The sequence below is a fragment of the Paenibacillus sp. J31R34 genome (assembly GCF_059383715.1).
In genome coordinates, this window is the sequence record NZ_JBXENU010000005.1 from 196,757 (window position 1) to 218,278 (window position 21,522).

General features: G+C 49.2%; 15 protein-coding genes. All 15 read left to right on the forward strand.

Annotated features, from left to right (window positions below; all coding sequences use genetic code 11):
• Positions 1-41: 41 nt before the first annotated feature.
• The 15 genes from AC50YG_RS15925 (at position 42) to AC50YG_RS15995 (ending at position 21,522) form a co-directional block, all read left to right on the forward strand.
• Positions 42-1,802 carry a cache domain-containing sensor histidine kinase gene (locus tag AC50YG_RS15925; protein ID WP_494827998.1) on the forward strand — a complete coding sequence of 587 codons (1,761 nt, stop codon included), beginning with the start codon at positions 42-44 and terminating at the stop codon, positions 1,800-1,802.
• Positions 1,799-2,587: a response regulator transcription factor gene (locus AC50YG_RS15930; RefSeq protein ID WP_473760763.1), complete on the forward strand. Its 789-nt coding sequence runs from the start codon at positions 1,799-1,801 to the stop codon at positions 2,585-2,587. Before AC50YG_RS15925 ends, AC50YG_RS15930 begins: the two co-directional genes overlap by 4 nt.
• Before the next feature lie 110 nt (positions 2,588-2,697).
• Positions 2,698-4,023 (forward strand): ABC transporter substrate-binding protein, encoded by a 1,326-nt coding sequence (locus AC50YG_RS15935; RefSeq protein WP_494827999.1) that lies wholly within the window; start codon positions 2,698-2,700, stop codon positions 4,021-4,023.
• Positions 4,024-4,117: 94 nt separating this feature from the next.
• Positions 4,118-4,999, forward strand: coding sequence for a carbohydrate ABC transporter permease (locus AC50YG_RS15940; RefSeq protein WP_494828000.1), 882 nt, complete (start codon positions 4,118-4,120; stop codon positions 4,997-4,999).
• A 13-nt stretch (positions 5,000-5,012) separates the two neighbouring features.
• On the forward strand, positions 5,013-5,894 hold the full coding sequence (locus AC50YG_RS15945; protein ID WP_494828001.1) for a carbohydrate ABC transporter permease: 882 nt from the start codon (positions 5,013-5,015) through the stop codon (positions 5,892-5,894).
• A 219-nt stretch (positions 5,895-6,113) separates the two neighbouring features.
• A complete protein-coding gene (locus AC50YG_RS15950; RefSeq protein WP_494828002.1) occupies positions 6,114-7,829 on the forward strand; it encodes an ABC transporter ATP-binding protein in 1,716 nt (571 codons plus the stop codon).
• A 528-nt stretch (positions 7,830-8,357) separates the two neighbouring features.
• The gene (locus AC50YG_RS15955) at positions 8,358-9,695 is read left to right on the forward strand and encodes an LLM class flavin-dependent oxidoreductase (protein WP_494828003.1); all 1,338 of its coding nucleotides are present in this window, start codon (positions 8,358-8,360) and stop codon (positions 9,693-9,695) included.
• 14 nt (positions 9,696-9,709) lie between these two features.
• Positions 9,710-11,392 carry an ABC transporter substrate-binding protein gene (locus AC50YG_RS15960; RefSeq protein ID WP_494828004.1) on the forward strand — a complete coding sequence of 561 codons (1,683 nt, stop codon included), beginning with the start codon at positions 9,710-9,712 and terminating at the stop codon, positions 11,390-11,392.
• Between the two features lie 48 nt (positions 11,393-11,440).
• Positions 11,441-12,367: an ABC transporter permease gene (locus AC50YG_RS15965; protein ID WP_494828005.1), complete on the forward strand. Its 927-nt coding sequence runs from the start codon at positions 11,441-11,443 to the stop codon at positions 12,365-12,367.
• A gap of 28 nt (positions 12,368-12,395) precedes the next feature.
• Entirely contained in the window at positions 12,396-13,292 is an 897-nt protein-coding gene (locus AC50YG_RS15970) for an ABC transporter permease (protein WP_494828006.1), read from the forward strand.
• A 45-nt stretch (positions 13,293-13,337) separates the two neighbouring features.
• Positions 13,338-15,407, forward strand: a complete 2,070-nt coding sequence (locus AC50YG_RS15975; RefSeq protein ID WP_494828007.1) for an ABC transporter ATP-binding protein — start codon at positions 13,338-13,340, stop codon at positions 15,405-15,407.
• Positions 15,408-15,430: 23 nt separating this feature from the next.
• Positions 15,431-15,700 (forward strand): glutaredoxin family protein, encoded by a 270-nt coding sequence (locus AC50YG_RS15980; RefSeq protein WP_056041432.1) that lies wholly within the window; start codon positions 15,431-15,433, stop codon positions 15,698-15,700.
• A gap of 1,179 nt (positions 15,701-16,879) precedes the next feature.
• A complete protein-coding gene (gene tnpA, locus AC50YG_RS15985; protein ID WP_494828008.1) occupies positions 16,880-17,281 on the forward strand; it encodes an IS200/IS605 family transposase in 402 nt (133 codons plus the stop codon).
• A gap of 6 nt (positions 17,282-17,287) precedes the next feature.
• Positions 17,288-18,361 (forward strand): IS200/IS605 family element RNA-guided endonuclease TnpB, encoded by a 1,074-nt coding sequence (gene tnpB, locus AC50YG_RS15990; RefSeq protein ID WP_494828009.1) that lies wholly within the window; start codon positions 17,288-17,290, stop codon positions 18,359-18,361.
• 236 nt (positions 18,362-18,597) lie between these two features.
• A complete protein-coding gene (locus tag AC50YG_RS15995; RefSeq protein ID WP_494828010.1) occupies positions 18,598-21,522 on the forward strand; it encodes an S-layer homology domain-containing protein in 2,925 nt (974 codons plus the stop codon).

A 21,522-nucleotide genomic window follows, 5' to 3' on the forward strand; every position in this document is an offset into this window, starting at 1 on the left:
GAACGATAGGACGGAATAGAGAATAGAAAGGAATGTAGCTCTTGAAGAAGCTAGGGCAGTTGAATACGCTGCGCAATCAGATATTAATTGGATTTATGCTTGTTATGGTTATTGTGCTGGCATCGGTCGGCTACTTTACGTATGGCCAGGTATCCGTGCTCTTGCGAAACAGCGCGGAGAAGCATATTCAACAGACTGCCGTTCAAGCTATGGGGAAGCTTGACGTGCTTCTGGGACAAATCGATACGCTTACCGCGCAGGTGGCTACGAATGCGTCTATCCAGCGATTATTGACGCGAGAAATCACTGGCAAGCCGATCCGCTTTGAGGAGCGTCAGTCGCTGCAGCAGGAAGCCCGAAAATATGAAGCGTATGTCACGGGAATCCGAGCACTTGAAATGTACAGCAGCGATTATAGAAGGCTGTTTCCGCTAGATGATATTAGTCTGGAAAGCCGGGTGCCGAAGGAGTGGATTGAACAAGCAGATAGCGGCAAAGGACGCTTGGTTTGGCTTGGCTTTGACCCACAGGATTCAAACGTTGTCATTGCTATTCGCCATATTCGTTTAGTGGACCGTTCTTTCATCCATGCTGGCTATTTAGTCGTTCATATTGAAAAAAGCTATTTTGAGCTCACAGCTGCCGTAACGGAAAATGAGAATGAAACGCGGGAGCATATGGCTCTATTTGATGGGGCGGGCCAAGAAATTTTTTCTGATTTAGCTATGGATGCAGGTGAGGGGAATATTCTTAATCATGGCGGAGAAGCGATTACGGTGGGCAATGAATCGTATATAGCGATTGAGCAGCAATCGAAGGAAACGGGGTGGAAGCTGGCCATATTGACCCCTGTAAATTATGCAACGGCAGGTATTTCAGTTCTACGGACGGCTATTCTTGTATCTGGTGCGGTCGGGGGCTTGTTGTTTCTGGTCTTGAGCTTTATTTTGTCAACGATGATTACCAGACCGATATTAAACTTGATTAAAGCGATGCGCGGTGCCAGATTGGGCACGTTGAAAGCGAACCCGAATACCGCCTCAACCATGGAGATTAATGAGCTCAACAATACATATAACCAAATGGTCGATTCCTTAAATGAACTAATTGAGGTGGTCTACCAGAAGGAAATTATACAGAGTAGAACTGAACTGAAAGCACTGCAAGCCCAAATTAATCCTCACTTTCTGTTTAACACATTGGAAGCGTTTTATTGGGAGCTTGATGATAAAGGGGAAGAGGACCTTGCGCAAATTGTAGTCGCCATGTCAGGCTTGTTCCGTTATGTGATCAACCGAACGGAGGATGATGAGTGGGTTACGATAGGTGATGAATTGGATCATGCAGAACGTTATTTAAGAATCATGGAGATGCGGATGGTGGACAGGCTGTCGTGGCGAATAGAGGCTGGAGAGGCGTGCAGGACTGTACCCGTGCCCAAACTATTAATTCAACCGCTCGTAGAGAACGCTATCCTGCATGGAGTTGAGCAGCGACTCGGGCCGGGGACGGTTGTTCTTCGTGCCGAGCCTTCAAGCCGGGAAGGTTTTACGCGAGTGATTATAACGGACGATGGACCGGGCATGGATGCAGCCGCAGTAGAGTCTCTCCAAGCATTCATGAAAGAAGGTTATGCGAGCAGCTTCAAAGGTACAGGTGTTGGCGTGTCAAATGTGGAGCGTAGATTGAGGCTTTATTATCATGCAGCTGGAAGCGGGCTGGACATTGCGAGCGAGCCTGGTCGCGGAACTTCCGTTACGTTTGAAATACCTAATAAACTTGGAAGGGAATGGAATAGATGAAGACCATCTTAATCGTAGATGATGAACCTAGAACAAGGCAGGGAATTCGTAAAACGCTGGAAGCTTGGTCCTGCGGCCGGCATCGAATCGAAATGGCATCCAGCGGAGTGGAGGCTTTAGCTTGGTTGCAGCAAAATGAAGCTCATCTGCTCGTGACCGATATTAGAATGCCGGAGGTGGGAGGCCTGGAGCTGGTCGAACGATTAAGCGCGATGACTCTTCCCCCTGTGGTTATTGTTATTTCCGGGCATCCTGAATTCGATTATGCTCAGAAAGCACTTCAGCTTGGGGTCGTCTCTTATTTGCTAAAGCCATTGGTTAAAGAAAAATTAGTGCAAGCAGTCGAGCTCGCTTTGAAAAGGGAAGAAGAAATAAGCCGGATGGTGAGAATGGAGAAGCTTTTTGACCCCAAATTACTGGGGACGGTGCAAGAGGAGAAGCGATACAGTATTCAGGTGCGTGAAGCGCTCCGCCATATCGATGATCATCTGAGCGAACAGGTTTCTATGCGTGCAGTTGCAGATTATTTGCATATGAATGCCAGCTACTTCAGCGTTCTGTTTAAAGAGCAGACAGGTCTCACCTTCAGCGACTATTTGAGTCGCAGACGAGTGCAGCGGGCCAAGGAGCTGCTGGTCAATACGAGAGACTCGATTGCGGAAATTTCAGAGCAGGTGGGCTACCAAACAGCAAAATATTTTGTCAAAGTGTTTCGTTCCATAGAGGGCACTAGTCCAAGGCAGTATCGTCAAAACGTCTCTCATTCTGAAAAAATGATCCAATAATTATGGTATTACTCCCAATGCTTATGTCCTTACGACTTGCTAAAAGTGTTGCTACAATCTAATTAAAGCGGTATTAATACGCTTACATTAGAATTAAAGGGGATGTAAACGTGTTCAAGAAAAAAGGATTGATGCTCTTATTGGCGTTTTGTCTGGTTCTGGTAGCAGCTGGCTGCGGCACAAGCAGTAATGAAAGCAGCAGTGGCAGTAAGGAGACAGCAGGCGAGAGCGGTGAGCAGGTTACGATTAACTTTATGCATTTATGGCCGGAGGGTGTGTCAGCAGGCCAAAACAAAATCGTAAATCAAATCATAAAAGCCTATCAGGATGAGCATACGAATGTGACGATCAAGCAAGAAGTGCTGGATAACGAGCAATATAAAAACAAGCTGAAGGTGCTTTCGGCATCCAATAAACTGCCGGATGTCGGTGTAACGTGGGCGGCCGGGTTCTTGCAGCCGTACGTGGAAGGAAAGCTGTTTACACCTGTAGACGACTTGCTTAGCGGCGAGCTGAACGGCAAGTTCGTATCCGGTACGACAGAGGCATATGCGATTGACGGTAAAACGTATGCGCTCCCACTTGAATTCAACATTGCTCCGGTTTACTATAATAAATCCTTATTCGAGAAATACAAGCTTGAGATCCCGCAAACCTACGAGGAATTAAAGGCTATTGCAAAAACACTGTCCGAAAATGGAATTGCGCCGATTGCGCTGGGCAACAAGGACCGTTGGACGGGTTCTCTCTGGTATATGTACCTAGCTGATCGAATCGCCGGGCAGCAGACATTATCCGGAGCGATAAACGGCGAAGGAGCCTTTACAGACGAAGGATTGCTGCAAGCAGCGACTGAAGTACAGACACTGGTAGACAGCAATGCGTTCGTGAAGGGTTTCAACGGTTTGTCCAATGAGGAAGCAAAGTCGGAGTTTCTGAATGGCAAAGCTGCCATGTATATGATGGGCACATGGGAGCTGCCAAACTTTACGACAAATGAAGATATCCCGAAAGAATTCCGCGACAGTGTTGGTTTCTTTAAATTTCCGAAAGTTGAGGGCGGAAAAGGCGACATTAACAGCTGGGTAGGCGGTCCGGGTGTCGGTCTATTCGTATCCGAAAATTCTGCGGTAAAAGCGGAGGCGAAAGCATTCGTCGAATACTTTGTAACCCAGTGGGGAGAGCAAGCGGTGACTGGGGCGGGCGTTATTCCTGCGACTAAAGTGGATACATCCAGCATGGAGCTGCCGCAGCTTTACATTGATTTATTTAATGAAATGAATCAAGCAAGCAGCATTACCTTATTTGCAGATGTTCAAATGCAGGCGAGTGCAGCCGAAACTCATCTGAATATGATTCAAGCTCTGTTTGGAAAGGCAGTGACGCCTGAGAAATTCTCGGAAGAGCATGATAAAGCCATTTCCGAAGGGAAATAATCTCCCTTAAGATTGATCGGTGGAAGACATAGCTGCGGGCAAGTCCCGAATATGTCTTCCGCTCATTCATCATAAAGGAAAGGAGTCGGCCCAATTGGACAAAGTGCTTTCGAACAAAAAAATAATTGCTTTATATGTGCTGCCGTCTCTGTTATTAATATTAGCTATTGTATATATTCCGATTGTTTTAACCGCTTATTACGGTTTGAATGAATGGAATGGCATTGGTGCGATGACCTTCGTTGGGTTGGATAATTACCTTGCTTTGTTCAAGGATACAACTTTCTGGAACAGCGCGTGGCATTCTTTGCTGCTTGCCGTTTTCTCGGGAATGAGCCTTCTGCTCTACCTTATTGTAGCAATGGTGTTAGCCGCGCGAATCAAAGGAGCTCAATTATTTCGCAAAATCTATCTCATCCCTATGCTTCTATCCTCGGTAGCGATTGCACAGCTTTGGCTCAGAATCTATCATCCAACTAACGGTTTGCTGAACAGCATGCTGGAATCACTTGGTTTTGCCAACCCTCCCGCATGGCTCGCTGAGCCATCGCTCGTATTGTTTGCTTTATTTATTCCGATTTTGTGGCAGTATGCGGGTTTTTATATTTTGATTTATTATGCGGCTCTGAAAAACATCCCAACATCTCTTGAGGAAGCGGCCAGGATTGACGGAGCGAATGCCCTGCAAATTGCTTGGAAGATTAAACTGCCGCTTGTGATGGAAGTGATTAAAGTAACGATTGTACTGGCTGTTGTGGGCTCTTTGAAATATTTTGATTTGATCTTTGTTATGACAGACGGCGGTCCCAATGGGGCGAGCGAAGTTATGGCCTCTTACATGTATCATGAAGCGTTTCGAGCCTACGATTTTGGATATGGCAGCGCAATTGGCTTTTTTCTGCTGGTCATTTGTCTGGCTGTCACTTGGATCATTCGCAAATTAACGGCCTCAAAGGATACGATCCAATACTCGTAAGGAGGAAGACTTCATGGTTACTGGGAATATCAGAATTCGGAGTGAGCTGTCGGAATCAAAATCGGGGATCGGCATCAGGCTGGGGTATAGCGTTTTATATGCCGTTTTAATTGTGGTTGCGGCGCTGCAGCTATTTCCACTTGTCTGGCTGTTGTTTTTCTCTCTTAAAAACAATCAGGAAGTATTTAATCTCCCGCCTTTGTCACTGCCGATGAATCCTCGATGGGAAAACTACGAGAAGGTTTGGAGCGCCGGGAACATTGATGTTTATTTTTTTAACAGCGTCTGGATCACCGTTTCAGCTACGTTAATAACTGTGCTGCTGGGCAGTTTAGTCACTTATGCCGTCACAAGAATGAGATGGAAGGGCAGCTCGCTTGTACTGGGCTTATTCATGGTGGCCATGATGATTCCGGTTCATTCCACGCTAATCCCGCTGTTCAGCCTGTTTAATAAAGTGGGGCTAACGGATCATCCCCTGTCTCTGATTTTATCTTATGTTGCTTTCAACATGCCGATTACAATCATGATTCTGCTCGGGTTCTACTATGCGCTGCCGCGCGAGGTGGAGGAAGCCGCTATCATTGATGGCTGCTCGGTCAATCGGATGTTCGTCCAGATCGTACTCCCGATGACAAGCTCTGTGCTTGCTACAACGGCGATCATCAATATGATTTACAACTGGAATGAATTTATTTTTGTTAACACGTTTATTAGCTCTGATTCTTATAAAACATTGACTGTCGGCGTGCAAAATTTTATCGGTCAGTACACGACGGATTGGGGGGCAATCGGAGCCACGCTCATGATTAGCATTCTTCCGATTTTGATTACGTTTCTGTTCCTCAGCAACCGTATTGTTGAAGGGATTGCGGCGGGTTCGGTTAAAGGGTAAACGATTAAATCATTTTAAGACCTAATTTTAATGTAGGTCTTTTTTTGTTTTTTTTTATATTGTAAAAGGGGATGTAATATTTTTTTGTTCATCTCCATTTTGTCCATTGCTTTAAAAATAAGGCTGCGATAAACTGGAAAGGCTGATAATTATAATCATTATCAGTATTGGAATGTTTTCCAATAAGGCTTACCATTATGACAGAAGAGGAATGATGACATGCTTCGCCGTTTTTTTGACTATTACCGACCTTATAAAGGGTTGTTCATACTGGACTTCTCCTGCGCGGTGTTTGCAGCTTTGCTGGAGCTGGTGTTCCCGCTTGCCTTGAACCGGGTCGTGGATGATTTGCTGCCTTCGGGCAATTGGAAATGGATTTTATGGTCCTGTGTGGGCCTGATTGGCATTTATGTAGTAAGTGCGTTCCTCCACTATGTGGTGACGTATTGGGGGCATAAGCTCGGCATTCAAATAGAGTCGGATATGCGCAGCAAGCTGTTCAACCATATTCAGAAGCTATCGTTCCGTTTCTTCGACAACAATAAGACGGGGCATCTTGTATCGCGGATGACGAATGACCTGATGGATATTGGGGAAATTGCCCACCACGGGCCGGAGGACATGTTTATTGCCATTATGACGCTGCTGGGCGCATTCGGGCTCATGCTGACCATCAACTGGCAGCTGGCGGTGCTGACGTTTATTATTATTCCGCTGATGGTCTACTTGTCGCTGTATTTCAGCCGCAAGATGTCAAAGGCGTTCCATCGGATGTTTTCCGATATTGCCGACTATAATGCCCGCGTTGAAAATACAGTTAGCGGCATTCGCGTCGTTCAAGCGTTCTCCAACGAGAAGCATGAAGTGGATCAATTTGAAGTGAACAATGGCCGTTTTCTGCAAACGAAGCTTGTAGCTTACCGTGTTATGGCTTGGAACTCATCGATCAGCTACATACTGATGAAATTTGTTTCCTTGTTTGTACTCGCTTGCGGTACTTGGTTCGTGATTCAAGGCCAAATGACGTTCGGTGAATTTATGGCATTTGTCCTGCTTTCCAATGTGTTTCTTGGTCCAATTGAAAAAATCAACTCGGTTATTGAGACGTATCCGAAGGGAATTGCCGGCTTTAAGCGTTATTTGGAGCTGCTCGAAACCGAGCCGGATATTGAGGATGCGCCGGATGCCAAGGTGATTAGCCGCTTGGAGGGAGAAATTACGTTCCGCGATGTATCCTTTGGTTATGAGGAAGGCAAATCGATTTTGAATCATATTGATTTAACCGTGAAAACAGGAGAGACGGTAGCTCTTGTTGGACCATCAGGAGCCGGCAAAACCACGATATGCAGCCTGCTGCCGCGCTTCTATGAGGTTACAGGCGGGGCGATTGAAATTGATGGCCTCGACATTCGGAAAATTAAGCTGGATTCACTGCGCGGCCAAATCGGTATCGTGCAGCAGGATGTGTTCTTGTTTGATGGTACCATTCGCGAAAATATTGCTTACGGCAAGCTGAATGCTACCGAGGAAGAAATTTGGGAGGCGGCTCGCAGAGCACAGCTGGAAGAGCTTATTCTTTCGCAGGGCCAAGGAATGGACACGCTTATCGGCGAACGCGGCGTTAAATTGTCAGGCGGACAGAAGCAGCGCCTTTCCATTGCCCGCATGTTCCTGAAAAATCCGCCAATCCTTATTCTTGATGAAGCGACCTCGGCGCTTGATACGGCCACGGAAGCAGCTATTCAGCAGGCGCTGGCTGAGCTGTCCAAAGGGCGCACGACGCTCGTCATTGCGCATCGTCTTGCGACGATCAAGAATGCTGACCGCATCGTTGTCGTTACGGAGGAAGGCATTAAAGAGCAGGGCAGCCATGATGAGCTGCTGGCCATTAAAGGCATATATAACCGCCTGCATAAAGCGCAGTTCGGCGCTTAGCTGAGGCTGCTGGACACTAACTAGAGACTAACAACGTAAGTAGATGGCAAAAAAATGGCTCAGCATGAGGGAATTAATCTCATGCTGAGCCATTTTGTATTTCATATCAAGCTCGGGGAGCCGAAGCATGCGATTGTTGCAGAGCCTAAGACCGCTTGGTCCGCTCCCTCCTTTTTTTGAGGGACTGAGGTTCCGCTATTTTGGCTGTTGTGAAGAGTTCAGGCCGTAAGCGGACAGGAAATCCGCTATGGATCTCATTATCTCCACAAAATGGAAATAGGCAATGCATTAGCGGCTCCTGAGTCCGCAGCTTGTGCCACAACCCATGATTCTATTGAAATAGCTGCTGCTGTGTCCACCAAGTGTATCTATGTGATGCAGCATTGATTTTTTTTATGTCAAAATAGAAAAGCTCTATTGGCTTTTATTCGGCAATCGATGGTAAACTCGTTTCAATCATTATTAAATACGACAAAACCACTAGGAATAATAAAATTAAGAGTGAACAGCCAACAGGAGGGAACAATCATGACAACAACTAAAAAGAGACAATTGAAGCTAGGCGCTATTTTGCACGGAGTAGGCGGGAATATTGCTGGATGGAGACATCCGGATGCACAGCCTGACGCAAGTGTTAATATTGAATTTTACAAGCAGCAGGCTCAGAAGGCGGAAGCGGGCAAGCTTGATTTTGTATTCATTGCTGATGGCTTATATATTAATGAAAAATCCATTCCTCATTTTTTAAACCGCTTTGAGCCATTGACGATTTTATCTGCGCTTGGTGCGGTTACATCGAAGATTGGCTTGGTCGGCACGCTCTCTACTTCCTATAGCGAGCCTTTCACTGTAGCGAGACAATTTAGCTCGCTTGATCATATTAGCGGCGGCCGTGCAGGCTGGAACATCGTAACATCGCCGCTTGAAGGCTCAGCGAAAAACTTCGGCAAGACGGAGCATCCCGATCACCCGACACGTTACCGGATTGCAAATGAATATTTGGAAGTGACGCGGGGGCTGTGGGATTCGTGGGAGGATGACGCCTTTGTTCGCGATAAAGAAAGCGGCCAGTTTTTTGATCCGGAAAAGCTGCACACCTTGAATCATAAAGGCGAGTTTTTCTCCGTGCAGGGGCCGCTGAACATTGCGAGATCCAAGCAGGGGCATCCGGTTATTTTTCAAGCAGGCTCTTCGGAGGATGGCAAAAACTTCGCTTCTAAAGTAGCGGATGCGGTATTTGCCCATTTTGAATCCATCGAGCAGGGCAAGCAATTTTATGATGATGTGAAAGGCCGTGCTGCTGCGCATGGACGCTCTTCGGAGGATGTCGCGATTTTGCCAGGCATTGCGCCAATCATTGGGGCGACGGATGAAGAAGCAGAACGCAAATACCAGGAGCTGGCGCAGCTTGTAAATATTGAGAAGGCGCTCGATTATTTGGGACGTTATTTTGACCACCATGACTTTTCACAATATCCGCTTGATGAGCCGTTTCCGGAGCTGGGCGAAATTGGACTTAACAGCTTCCGCAGCACGACGGACCGTATTAAACGGCAGGCGAAGGAAGGCGGCTTGACGCTTCGTCAGGTGGCGCTTCAAGAAACGACGCCAAGGCCGACGTTCATCGGCACGCCAGAGAAAGTAGCGGATCAAATTCAGCAATGGTTTGAGCAGGGAGCGGTAGACGGCTTTATTGTCGGATCCTCTATCCCAACGGGACTGTCGGAGTTTGTTGATCAGGTTGTGCCGATTTTGCAGGAGCGAGGATTGTTTCGTGAGGAATATGAGCATGACACGCTGCGCGGACATCTCGGCGTACCTGTGCCGGAAAACCGTTATGCCAAAACCAAGGTGACGACCGTATAGGAAGGGTGAGGGACATGAGCAAAGCATACAGCAAACCAGCCATTTGGATGAAAATGACCAGCCTCGCCCTAGCGGTTACCCTTGTACTGGCAGGATGCAGCGGAGGTGGGGGCAAGAGCAGCACGAATACGGGCGGGAACAGCTCTGGTGCCGCCCCTGCGTCTTCGGCAGAGCAGAGCAGCGCACCTGCTCAAGGCGGCGAACTAAGCTATGCGCTCGCCACCTCTCCCGATCAGCTTGATCCGCATCGCAGCGGCCTTGCCGTTGCAGTCAGGGTCATCCGTACGCTCTACGATACACTGGTCGTCCAGCTTCCGGGCGGAGAAATTAAGCCTTGGCTGGCAACAGAATGGTCGATTTCCGAGGATGGAAAATCGTATACGTTCAAGCTTCGCCAGGACGTTAAGTTTCAGGATGGCACACCTTTTAACGCTGAAGCGGTAAAATATAGCTTCGACCGAATCATTGACCCGGAGACCAAAGCTGCGAATGCTTTAGCGCTTGTTAGGCCTTATGAATCGTCGGAGGTCATTGATGAGTTTACGGTCAAATTGAACCTATCCGAGCCGTCGCAGGCGTTCTTGGGCAATGTAAGCCAAGCGCTGCTTAGCATTGTGTCGCCGACGGCGGCGAAGAAGGATGGGGATCAATTCACTAAGCATCCTGTCGGAACAGGGCCATTCAAGTTTGTAAAATGGGATGAAAATTCGGAAATCGTCGTGGAGAAAAACCCCGACTACAACTGGGCGCCGGAAACGGTCAGCCAGCAGGGCGCGCCGAATTTGGATAAAATCATTTTCAAAATTGTGCCTGAGGAGGCTACGCGAATCGGCAGCGTCCAAAGCGGGCAGGTGCTTGCCGCTGAGACGGTGCCGCCGCAAAATATTCTCTCCTTGAAAAATGATGCGAACAGCCAGCTATACCAAGCCAATACCGTTGGTTTGCCGTATACGCTATTTATCAATCATAGCAAGGCACCATGGAATGAGCTGAAGGCTCGGCAGGCGCTGCAGCTTGGCATCAATGTCGAGGCAATCGTCAAAACGTTGTATCTCGGAACGTATGAGCAGGCGTGGTCGCCGCTTTCACCAGGCATTTTTGGCTATGACGCTTCGCTTGAAGGCGGCGTAAAGCCGGATATCGAGAAAGCAAAGCAGCTGCTTGACGAGCTGGGCTGGAAAGCAGGAGCAGATGGCATCAGGGAGAAGGACGGCAAGAAGCTGACGCTTCATTATGTCGATGGCTCGCCGAACCGCGAGAAGCGCAATGATATTGCGGCAATCGTGCAGCAGCAGCTTAAGCCGCTGGGCATTCAGGTAGATGTTGAAATTACGAAGGATGTCGCGACCGTCGTTTATGCGAACAATAACTATGATCTGTACGGCAATAGCCAGGTAAACTCTGATCCTAACGCGCTTTATTCTATCTATCACACAACAGCGCCGGGGGCACGCCAAAACCTGCCGAATTTAGCCGATCCGGAGCTGGATAAGCTGCTTGAGGATGGCGCAATAGAGCAGGACCAGACGAAGCGTGAAGCGATCTATAAGGAAGCACAGCAGCTCATCATTAAAAAGGCCGTCATTATTCCTATTTATGTATTCCCTTATACAGTAGCTGCCTCGAAAAAGGTGCAAGGATTAGCTTTTGACTCGCTGGGCTATCCGATCTTTAATGATGTGTATATAGCCGAGTAAGCATATCGTAATTTAAGTATAAAAGCTGGGAAGGAGCGGAGATGCAGTATGTTAAAAGCGGTAAGCGTTCGGCTTTATACGTCCTTGCTGGTGCTGGTCGGCACGATGGTGCTCGTCTTTTGTATCGTCAATGTGCTGCCCGGCGACCCTGCGCTCCTTATTCTTGATCCGTCTTCCGCCACACCGGAGATGATTGCTAATTTGCGGGAGCAGCTTGGGCTGAACCAGCCGTTCTATGAGCGGTTCGGTGAATATTTTCTGCATGTGCTGCAGGGCGACTTTGGCAAATCGATCGTTAATTCGGAGCCGGTATTGCCGAAGATCGTCGAGCATTTTCCCGCCACGCTCGCTTTGACGGCGTTAAGCTCGCTCATTGCCGTCGTTATCGGCGTCACGCTAGGCGTGCTGTCCGCGATTCACCGCAATCGCTGGATTGACATCGTCGCGCGTATGGTTGGATTGTTCGGCATTTCGATGCCGACATTTTGGTCGGGCATTTTGCTGATTCTTATTTTCTCAGTACAGCTGGGCTGGTTTCCGGCAATGGGCTCGGATGGCTTCAGCACGCTGGTGCTGCCCGCCATTACGCTCGGCTTCGTTGGCTCAGGCTTTATCGTGCGGATGGTTCGCAATAGTATGCTTGAGGTCATTAATGAGCCGTTTATCGTCACCCTGCGGGCGAAGGGATTGCCAGGGCGGCTCATTATGTATAAGCATGCGCTGCGAAATGCACTGATTCCCGCATTGACGATGATCGGCGTTATTATTGGCGATTTGATGGCGGGAACGGTGGTCATTGAGACGGTGTTCTCGCGCCAAGGCATTGGACGAATTATTGCCGATGCGATTATGGCGAAGGATTTGCCGGTCGTGCAGGGCGTTATTTTTTTCTCGGCGATCGTGTACATTGTAGTAAATTTGCTTGTGGACATTTCCTATACGTTGATTGATCCGCGCGTAAGGCGTACCGGGTAGCGTAGGCAGAAAGGGGCAAAAGATTCAAATGAAGCAAGCCGTCATTGGCAAACAGATATGGCAAGGAAGCAGGGCAGAAGGGGCTGCGAAATCCCGCAAAAAAATAAGGCTGGCACCTACGGATCTCTTGATTTATGCCGCTGCGGTTATTGTGTTGTTTATTATTAGCTGTGCTTTATTTCCGAGCTTGATTGCTCCCTATTCGCCTACGTTGATGGATACGGATCAAATTATGCAACCACCAAGTCTTCAGCATGTGTTCGGAACCGATTATTTTGGACGTGACGTATTCAGCGTTGTCGTGCATGGCAGCCGGGATTCTTTGCTGATCGGTTTTATATCGGTGCTTGTCGGCTGTGTGACGGGCGGAGCGATTGGAGCGATAGCGGGATACATTGGCGGTGTGGTAGATGCTGTATTTATGCGGCTGATTGACGTGCTGATGACGATTCCAGGCGTGCTGCTCGCACTTGCGATTGCAGCGGCGCTTGGGCCAAGCCTGATGAATGTCGTGCTTGCTGTAGCGGCGGCATCGATACCTGGGTACGCGCGGGTAATGCGCGGGCAAATCATGAGCATTAAAGGAAGGCCCTTTATTACTGCATCCCGCTCTATTGGCACATCCAGCCTATCGATCTTTGTACGGCATGTGCTGCCGAATTCTTTATCCCCAATGTTTGTCATGGCGGCAATCGGCATTGGCACGGCGATTTTGACTGGAGCAGGCCTTAACTTTCTAGGGCTTGGCACGATAAAAGAAATTCCGGACTGGGGAGCACTGCTCTCTCAGGGCCGCGGCTATTTGACCGTAGCCTGGTGGATCTGCACCTTTCCGGGCCTTGCCATCACGCTGTTTGTTCTCTCCATCAACATATTGGGTGACAAGGTTCGCGATCAATTAGATCCGAAGCAAAGCAGAGCATAAGACAGCATAGAACGCCGTGCTTAATAGGCGGAAGGAGGAAGCGAAATGAGCCAATTGCTCATGATGGAGCATCTGACGGTTGATTTTAAGACAAAACGGGGCTTGCTAAGGGCAATTACAGACGTTTCGCTTCATATTGCGCCTGGGGAAACGGTATGTCTCGTTGGCGAATCCGGCAGCGGCAAAACGATTACGTCCAAAGCCATTATGCGCCTGATCGACTATGAGAATGGCGTTATTGCCGGAGGCAGCATGCGGCTTGGCGATGCGGATCTTGTAGCGATGCCGGAGAAGGAGCTGCGCGCGCTGCGCGGCAAGCGGATGGCGATGGTTTTTCAAGAGCCGATGGCGGCGTTTGATCCGATTTTTACAATCGGGAGCCAACTTACCGAGGTCATCGAGCGCCATAAGCGCGGCAAAAAGAGTGCAGCATGGGAGCGGGCTGTCCATTTGCTGCGCCGCGTAGGCATTTCTGAGCCGGAGGCGCGGATGAAGCAGTATCCTGGCGAGCTGTCAGGAGGTATGCTGCAGCGGGCTATGATCGCAATGGCGCTCGCTTGCGGTCCGGAGCTGCTTATAGCGGATGAGCCAACGACGGCTCTGGATGTGACGATCCAGGCGCAAATTCTCCACTTGCTGCAAGAGCTTAAGGAAGAATTTAATATGGGGATTTTGCTAGTGACCCATGATATGGGCATTGCCGCCGAGATGGCGGATCGCATTATCGTCATGTATGCCGGGCAGGTTGTTGAGCAAGCGACGGCGGCGGAGCTGTTCGAGCAGCCGTATCATCCGTATACGCGAGGACTGCTGCAATCGATTACGACGATGGACAGCGACCGCAGCGTCAAGCTTCATTCTATCGAGGGCTCGATCCCGAGCCTGTCGGAGCTGCCGTCCGGCTGCCGCTTTCACCCGCGCTGCTCTTATGCCACGGATAGCTGCCGCAGTGAAAGCCCGCCGTTGCTCGCGCTTGGCAAGCGACTGACCGCATGCTGGCATGCCGAGCAGCTCGTTCAATCCGAGGAGTGGGCTGCTGGAACAAGCACAAGCACTAGCACCGACAAAAGCACTAGCACAGTAACGCTGACAGATGCCCTTAGAACAGAGTCTCCGATTGGGTCTCCCCAAGAAGCTGGTCAGCAAGGCGAAAATCTATTCGAGGTAAGCGGACTAAGCAAATTTTATCCGATTCAGAGAGGTTTGCTTCATCGTTCGGGCCCGCAGGTCAGAGCGGTGGACAATGTTACGTTTTCCATTAAAAAAGGGGAAACCTTTGGTCTCGTTGGGGAGTCTGGCAGCGGCAAATCGACGCTTGGTCGGGTGATTTTGCAATTGGAGCAGGCGACAGCTGGAAGCGTTAAGTTTCAGGGAAGGGAGCTGACCGGGCAAAGCAGCTCTGAGCTGCGACAGGCGAGGCGCGATATGCAAATTGTTTTTCAGGACCCGTATGGCTCTGTTAATCCGCGCTGGCGTATCGGTGACATTATCGGCGAGCCGCTGCGCGTCCATGACAAGTCTGGCAGCAAGGAAAGAAAAGCGCGCGTAGAGGAGCTGATGGAGCTAGTCGGGCTGAAGGCAGATTGGTACAGCCGCTATCCGCATGAATTTTCCGGCGGGCAGCGCCAGCGTATTGGCATTGCCCGCGCCATAGCGCTTAATCCAAGCTTTATTCTCGCGGATGAAGCGGTATCGGCGCTTGATGTGTCGGTTCAGGCGCAGATCGTCAATCTCATGCAGCATTTGCAGCAAAAAATGAATCTGACCTATTTGTTTATCGCCCATGGCCTGAATATCGTCAGACATATTTCCGACCGGATCGGCGTCATGTATTTGGGCAAGCTGGTCGAAATTGCGCCCAGCGAAGAGCTGTTTCTCCGCCCAGCGCATCCGTATACGCAAGGGTTAATTGCTTCCATTCCCCAGCCCGGCCCCGGGCGAACGCGAACATTTCGCGCGATTGAAGGAGAAATCCCTTCTCCGGCCAATCCGCCGTCCGGCTGCCGTTTTCATACACGCTGCCCTATGGCAACGGATCGCTGCAGGGAGGCGGAGCCCGAACTGCAGCTCATTGGCAGCGAGCATTATGCCGCTTGCCACTATGTATTAGGTTGACATTTATAAAGGAGGGTATAACCATGTCCGCAGCAAAAAAGGTCATTGTATGGAGTAAAACAGGCTGCCAGTATTGTGGCACAGTTAAACAATTTTTGGAGCAAAACAACCAACCCTATGAAAATATTGATATTGAAGGCAAAGATTATTTGCGAGACGTTCTTGAAGCTAAATACGGCATCCGCCACGTGCCAGTAGTAGAAATCGGCAGCGACGGCGTCTACACCGCCGTTACGGATTGGGATTTGGAGAAAATCAAAGCCCTGATCTCACCTGCCCCAGTAGCAGGCTAAGGGCTTCTAAATCGTGTGAAGCCCACTGTTCGTCAACTCCGGTGTACCTTGCTGCACCGGAGTCGACGGTCTAGGGGCAGAGATGGGAAGAAGAGCTACAAGAGCTACAAACTCTAGGGTGTATATGCAAACCGGAGCACGCAAATGTTGCTAAGAGCATGCAGTTCTTGAGCTCCCTTTTTTTGGTGGACTGAGTTTCCGCTATTCTGGATTTTGAATCGATTTTGGGCCATAAGCGGACAGGAAAACCGCTATCGCTCTCCTCAACCCTTCAAAATGGCTAAAGACGGCGCATTAGCGGCTCCTGAGTCCGCAGCCTATGGCATAACCTTTGATTCTGTTGTCATAGCGGCTGCTGTGTCCGCGAAGTCTAGCATTGTGTGGGAGTAAACCACTAAACCGCTAAAACGAAAAGCATGAGACTTCCTTTCAGTACATATGCTCACATTCATACGGGGGATATTCCCAGTAGGTGAGGGAAAGCATTTGACGCTAAATTCGATCAGGATTTGGCTTGCTTACGTTTGCATATACGCCCTAAAAATCTGAATTAGTAGATTAGTAGATTAGTAGATTAATGGATTGGTAAATTAGTAAATAATTAGATTATGAAGTAGGAAGTGGATAGAGTCTAACAGCGTAACCTTCTGCAGGTTTAAGAGGGAAAGACTGTCCATCAGTAGGTTTATTTTACTGACGGATGGTTTTTTCCTTTTTCTTTATTGTAGCTGAACGGAGAGAGGGAAGGTGCAGGGGAGCGGCGCAGAGAAAGGTTGGAACTGGAGGAGCCTAGTTTTCCGAAGGAAAGCCGCTTCGTAAGCATATGCCCAGCGTCGGCTAAAGCGTTCCGGAGGATAGCATCATCTTAAGCATGGACTATTGTTGTCGGAGTTCCTCCTCAGCGAGGAATAATAGAGAATTCGGAAAACAACAGCGGCCGTAAGCGGGGTCTTTCTCGCAGCAGCGACCATCGCGCCTGACCCTATCGATATGCAATCTATCCTAATATCCCTCCGATTTTACCATGATATAAAGACCAATTTTAACCGTTAGTTGTCAGAATTCTCCCTCTTTTAAAGTGGGGGATGAATGGCAACGGTCTGATTTACATTGACCCTTAAAACTTAAAATACTATAATTGTAGTATTCAGTCGTATACGATAAAAGGTTGTGTTATCAATGAAGTTAGACTCCAATAACCATTCAGTGTTTTTGCTCCATTATCACCTGATACTAGTCATCAAATATCGTAGGGAAGTCATTAACGATGAAATATCCGAACGTCTGAAGGAGATATTTGAAAACATTCAGCCTACTTACCATGTGACTTTGCAGGAATGGAAGCCTGACAAGGATCATGTCCACGTTCTCATGAAGACGCATCCCAATACCGACATTTCCAAATTTCTCAACGCTTATAAGAGTGCATCCTCCAGGCTGATCAAGAAGGAATTTCCTATCCTCCGAGAATCGCTATGGAAAGAGCATTTTTGGTCACGTTCCTATTGCTTGCTTACAACAGGTGGAGCGCCAATAGATGTCATCAACACATACATTGAAAACCAAGGCATGAAGGGATGATCGGAATTGCTGAAAGCCTACAAATACCGTATCTATCCTAATCAAGATCAACAACAATATTTAGCTAAAGTATTCGGCTGTGTTCGCTTCATCTACAACAGAATGCTTGCAGATAAAATGGAACATTACAAGCAAACGGAAACGATGCTGAAGAATACACCAGCGCAATACAAAAAGGAATTCGACTGGCTGAAAGAAGTGGACAGCCTAGCACTCGCGAATGCACAAATGAATCTTGAAAAAGCGTATAAGCATTTCTTTCGTGATAAGAAAGTGGGATTTCCTAAATTCAAGAGCAAGAAGGCGAATCACCATAGCTTTACAACCAATAATCAAAAGGGAAGCATTTGCATTGAAGAGGGATCCATCAAGCTTCCAAAGCTAAAAACGAAAATCAAAATCAAGCTGCATCGTCCATACGAGGGGCTTATCAAATCATGCACGATTTCCAAAACACCGACGGGAAAATTTTATGCTTCCGTATTGGTTGAAACGGAGATCGCCAAGTTGCCCAAATTGGAAACGAAGATTGGCGTTGATCTTGGACTGAAAGACTTTGCGATTACGTCACAAGGCGAAATCATAGCCAATCCTACATACTTGCGTAAGTCTGAACAGCGATTAGCTAAGCTGCAAAAGGACTTATCCCGCAAGAAGAAGGGAAGCCATAACCGTCATAAGGCTAGGCTGAAAGTGGCCAAGCTACATGAAAAGATTAGTCATCAGCGTAGAGACTTCTTGCACAAAACGTCTGCCAAAATGATAAACGATAACCAAGTCATCGTGATGGAAGACTTATGTGTGAAGAACATGATGCAAAATCACAAGCTAGCAAAGGCAATAAGTGAAGTAGCTTGGAGCATGTTCCGTTCGATGCTTGCATACAAGTCTGCATGGTATGGCAGAGAATTGATTATTGCACCAAAGAACTATGCAAGTAGTCAGTTGTGTTCATGTTGCGGTTACAAACATGCAGAGGTGAAAAATCTTGCCTTGCGTGAATGGACATGTCCAAACTGTCAAACGCATCATGATAGAGACGTAAACGCTGCTCAAAACCTTCTGAAACTAGCCATGTAAATGGCATCTATTGGGTTAGGAATCTAGCCTGTAAGCTTGGGTAAACTTGGAGCAGTAGCTTCATTGACCAAGAAGCCGCCACCTCTTAGGTGGTTGGTAGTTCACGGGTATAAATACCGGCCAGAAATAGAGTAAAATAGTTTAGATAACGAAGCGAGCGCATGCAAATTTCAATCCTCACAAATGTTCGCGCTTACAGAAGTAGGAACTTTATCATTGAAAGGGTGGAATTTATATTGGTTATTCGAAAATTTGGCAGCCTGCTGACAGCAGCGGCATTAACAGCTTCGCTAGTTGGAAGCGCAGCGGCAGCACAAGCGGAGGACACTAACAGCAGCAAACCAGCTACGCAGCTTCCCGCCTACGATTGGGGCAGAGCGAAGGTTGTGGGTGGCGGCTTTGTTCCCGGCATTGTGTATAATCCTTCCGAGAAGGATTTGATTTACGCGCGGACAGATATTGGCGGCGCTTATCGTTTTGATCCCGCGACGCAAAGCTGGATTCAGCTCTTGGATTTTGTGGGCTTCGAGGAATGGAGCATGCTGGGTGTGGAAAGCATCGCGACGGACCCTGTGGAGACGAACCGGGTTTATGCGGCAGTAGGCACCTATACGAACGATTGGACAGATACGCCGGGCATGATTTTGCGCTCGACTGACAAAGGAAACAGCTGGCAGCGCACGGTGCTGCCGTTCAAGCTTGGCGGCAATATGCCGGGGCGCTCGATGGGCGAGCGGCTGGTCATTGATCCCAACGACAATCGGATTTTGTATCTCGGAGCGCGCAGCGGCAATGGCTTGTGGCGCAGTACGGATTATGGTGAAACCTGGAGCAAAGTAGACAGCTTTACAGCGAGCGGCAACGTAAAGGATTATTTTGACGATATCGTTGGCGTGGCTTGGATTACGTTTGATCAAGCGACGGGCTCGAAGGGCAAGAAGTCCCAAACGATTTATGTGGGCGTGGCTGACAATGAGCAAAGCATATACCGCAGCACGGACGGCGGGGATACATGGGAAGCTGTAGCGGGGCAGCCGAAGCAAGGCTTTGTACCGCATCATGGGGTACTGGACGGCAAGGGCCATCTATATGTTACCTACAATGAATTTGTCGGTCCCTATGATGGCGGCAAAGGCGCGGTGTGGAAGCTGGATACGGCAACAGGCGTCTGGACTGATATTAGCCCTACCGGAAATACGGACAATCCGTATGGCGGACTGGCCGTAGATGCGCGGCAGCCGAATACGCTAATGGTAGCGACGATGAACAAGTGGTGGCCAGATGATGTTATTTACCGAAGCACGAATGGCGGCGCGACGTGGGAGCCGTTCTGGACGCTTGATTTTTCGAAAAATCCAAACCGGGAAAATCGTTTCACGATTGAATATGCGGATTCCCCTTGGCTGGACTGGGGCGAGAAAAAAGAGCTTCCCGAAATCGCGCCGAAGCTTGGCTGGATGATTGGCGATCTGGAAATTGATCCGTTTAATTCGGACAATATGATGTACGGCACGGGCGCTACGCTGTTTGGGGCCAACAACTTAACGGATTTTGATAAGGACAAAAAGGTCGAAATTACCGTCATGGCAGACGGTATCGAAGAAACATCTGTGCTTGGCCTCATCAGCCCGCCGTCAGGGGCGCCGCTGCTGAGCGCGATGGGCGATATTGGCGGCTTCCGCCATGAAAGCCTTGACCAAGCGCCGGAGATGATCACAAGCCCGTATATCGGAACGAGCACGGATATTGATTTTGCCGAGCTGAATCCAGATATCGTCGTGCGTGTCGGCCATGCGGAAGGGACAGCGGCGAGAATGGGCATTTCCACAGACAATGGCAAAACGTGGACGCCAGCAGCGAACGCATGGACAGCGGCAGAGGAGGACAAAACCAGCGGCGGCTTTGCTGCTGTAAGCGCAGATGGCGGTGCAATCGTATGGAGCCCGAGCAGCGCGGATGAGTTGGCGGCACGTCCGGTCAGCTTCTCCACCGATTTAGGAAAAACGTGGACGGCGTCCAAAGGTTTGCCGGAGAAGGCGCGCGTGTCGGCGGATCGGGTAAATCCGAAGCTTTTCTACGGCTTTGCCGCGGGTGTATTCTATGTCAGCAAAGATGGCGGAGCGACGTTCACCGCATCGAAGGCGACAGGCTTGCCGCAAGTGATAACGAGCAATTTCAAGGCGATGCCGGGCAAAGAAGGCGACATTTGGATCGCTGGGGCAAAAGACAACAAAAAGGTCGATAGCGCCTACGGCTTATGGCATTCGACCGATGCTGGCATGACGTTTACGAAGCTTGCAGGCGTAGAGGAAGCGGCAACGATTGGTTTTGGCAAGGCAGCACCGGGAAAAACGAATGTGACGCTTTATTCCTACGCGAAAATTGGCGGCACATTTGGTATTTTCCGCTCGAAGAATCTCGGAAAAAGCTGGGTTCGCATCAACGATGACCAGCATCAATTTGGTTCCGCCAATACGGCGATTACAGGCGATCCAAGAGTGTACGGTCGTGTCTATATGGCGACGAATGGGCTGGGTGTTGTCGTTGGCGAATTGAAGGATGACGTCAGCTACGAGTTCACGGATTTGGGCGGCGTGTATGCGGAAGCGCAGCAGGCGATTGCTTTTTTATATGGCAAGGGCGTTGTAACGGGGAAAAATGAAACGCAGTTCCAGCCGGGGGCGCAGGTCACTAGAGCGGAATTCATCAAGCTGCTTGTTGGCACGCTGGGATTGACACCAGAGGGTGAGTCAAGCTTTGCGGATGTGCCTGCAAGCGCCTGGTATGCGCCATATATTGCCGCAGCTGAGAAAGCGGGCATAACAGCGCTTCTGGCCCAAGGAAGCGGCGGGGAAGGCAGCCTTTTCGAGCCGAACCAGCCGATAACAAGACAGGACATGGCAGTCCTGCTGGCGAGCGGGTGGAAGGCGACAGGCCAGCCGCTGCCGGAACTGCCTGCGGGCAGCGTGCCTGTATTCAGCGATAGCGACACCATTGCTGCTTATGCGAAGGATGCAGTAACGCTCGCAGCACAAGCGGGGTTAATGAAGGGCAAGCCTGACGGCAGCTTCGGCGCGACTAAGCCGACTAACCGTGCGGATGCGACGGTCGTCATCTATAGGCTCCATACGCTATTCTCGCAAGCTACAAAAACGGAGTAA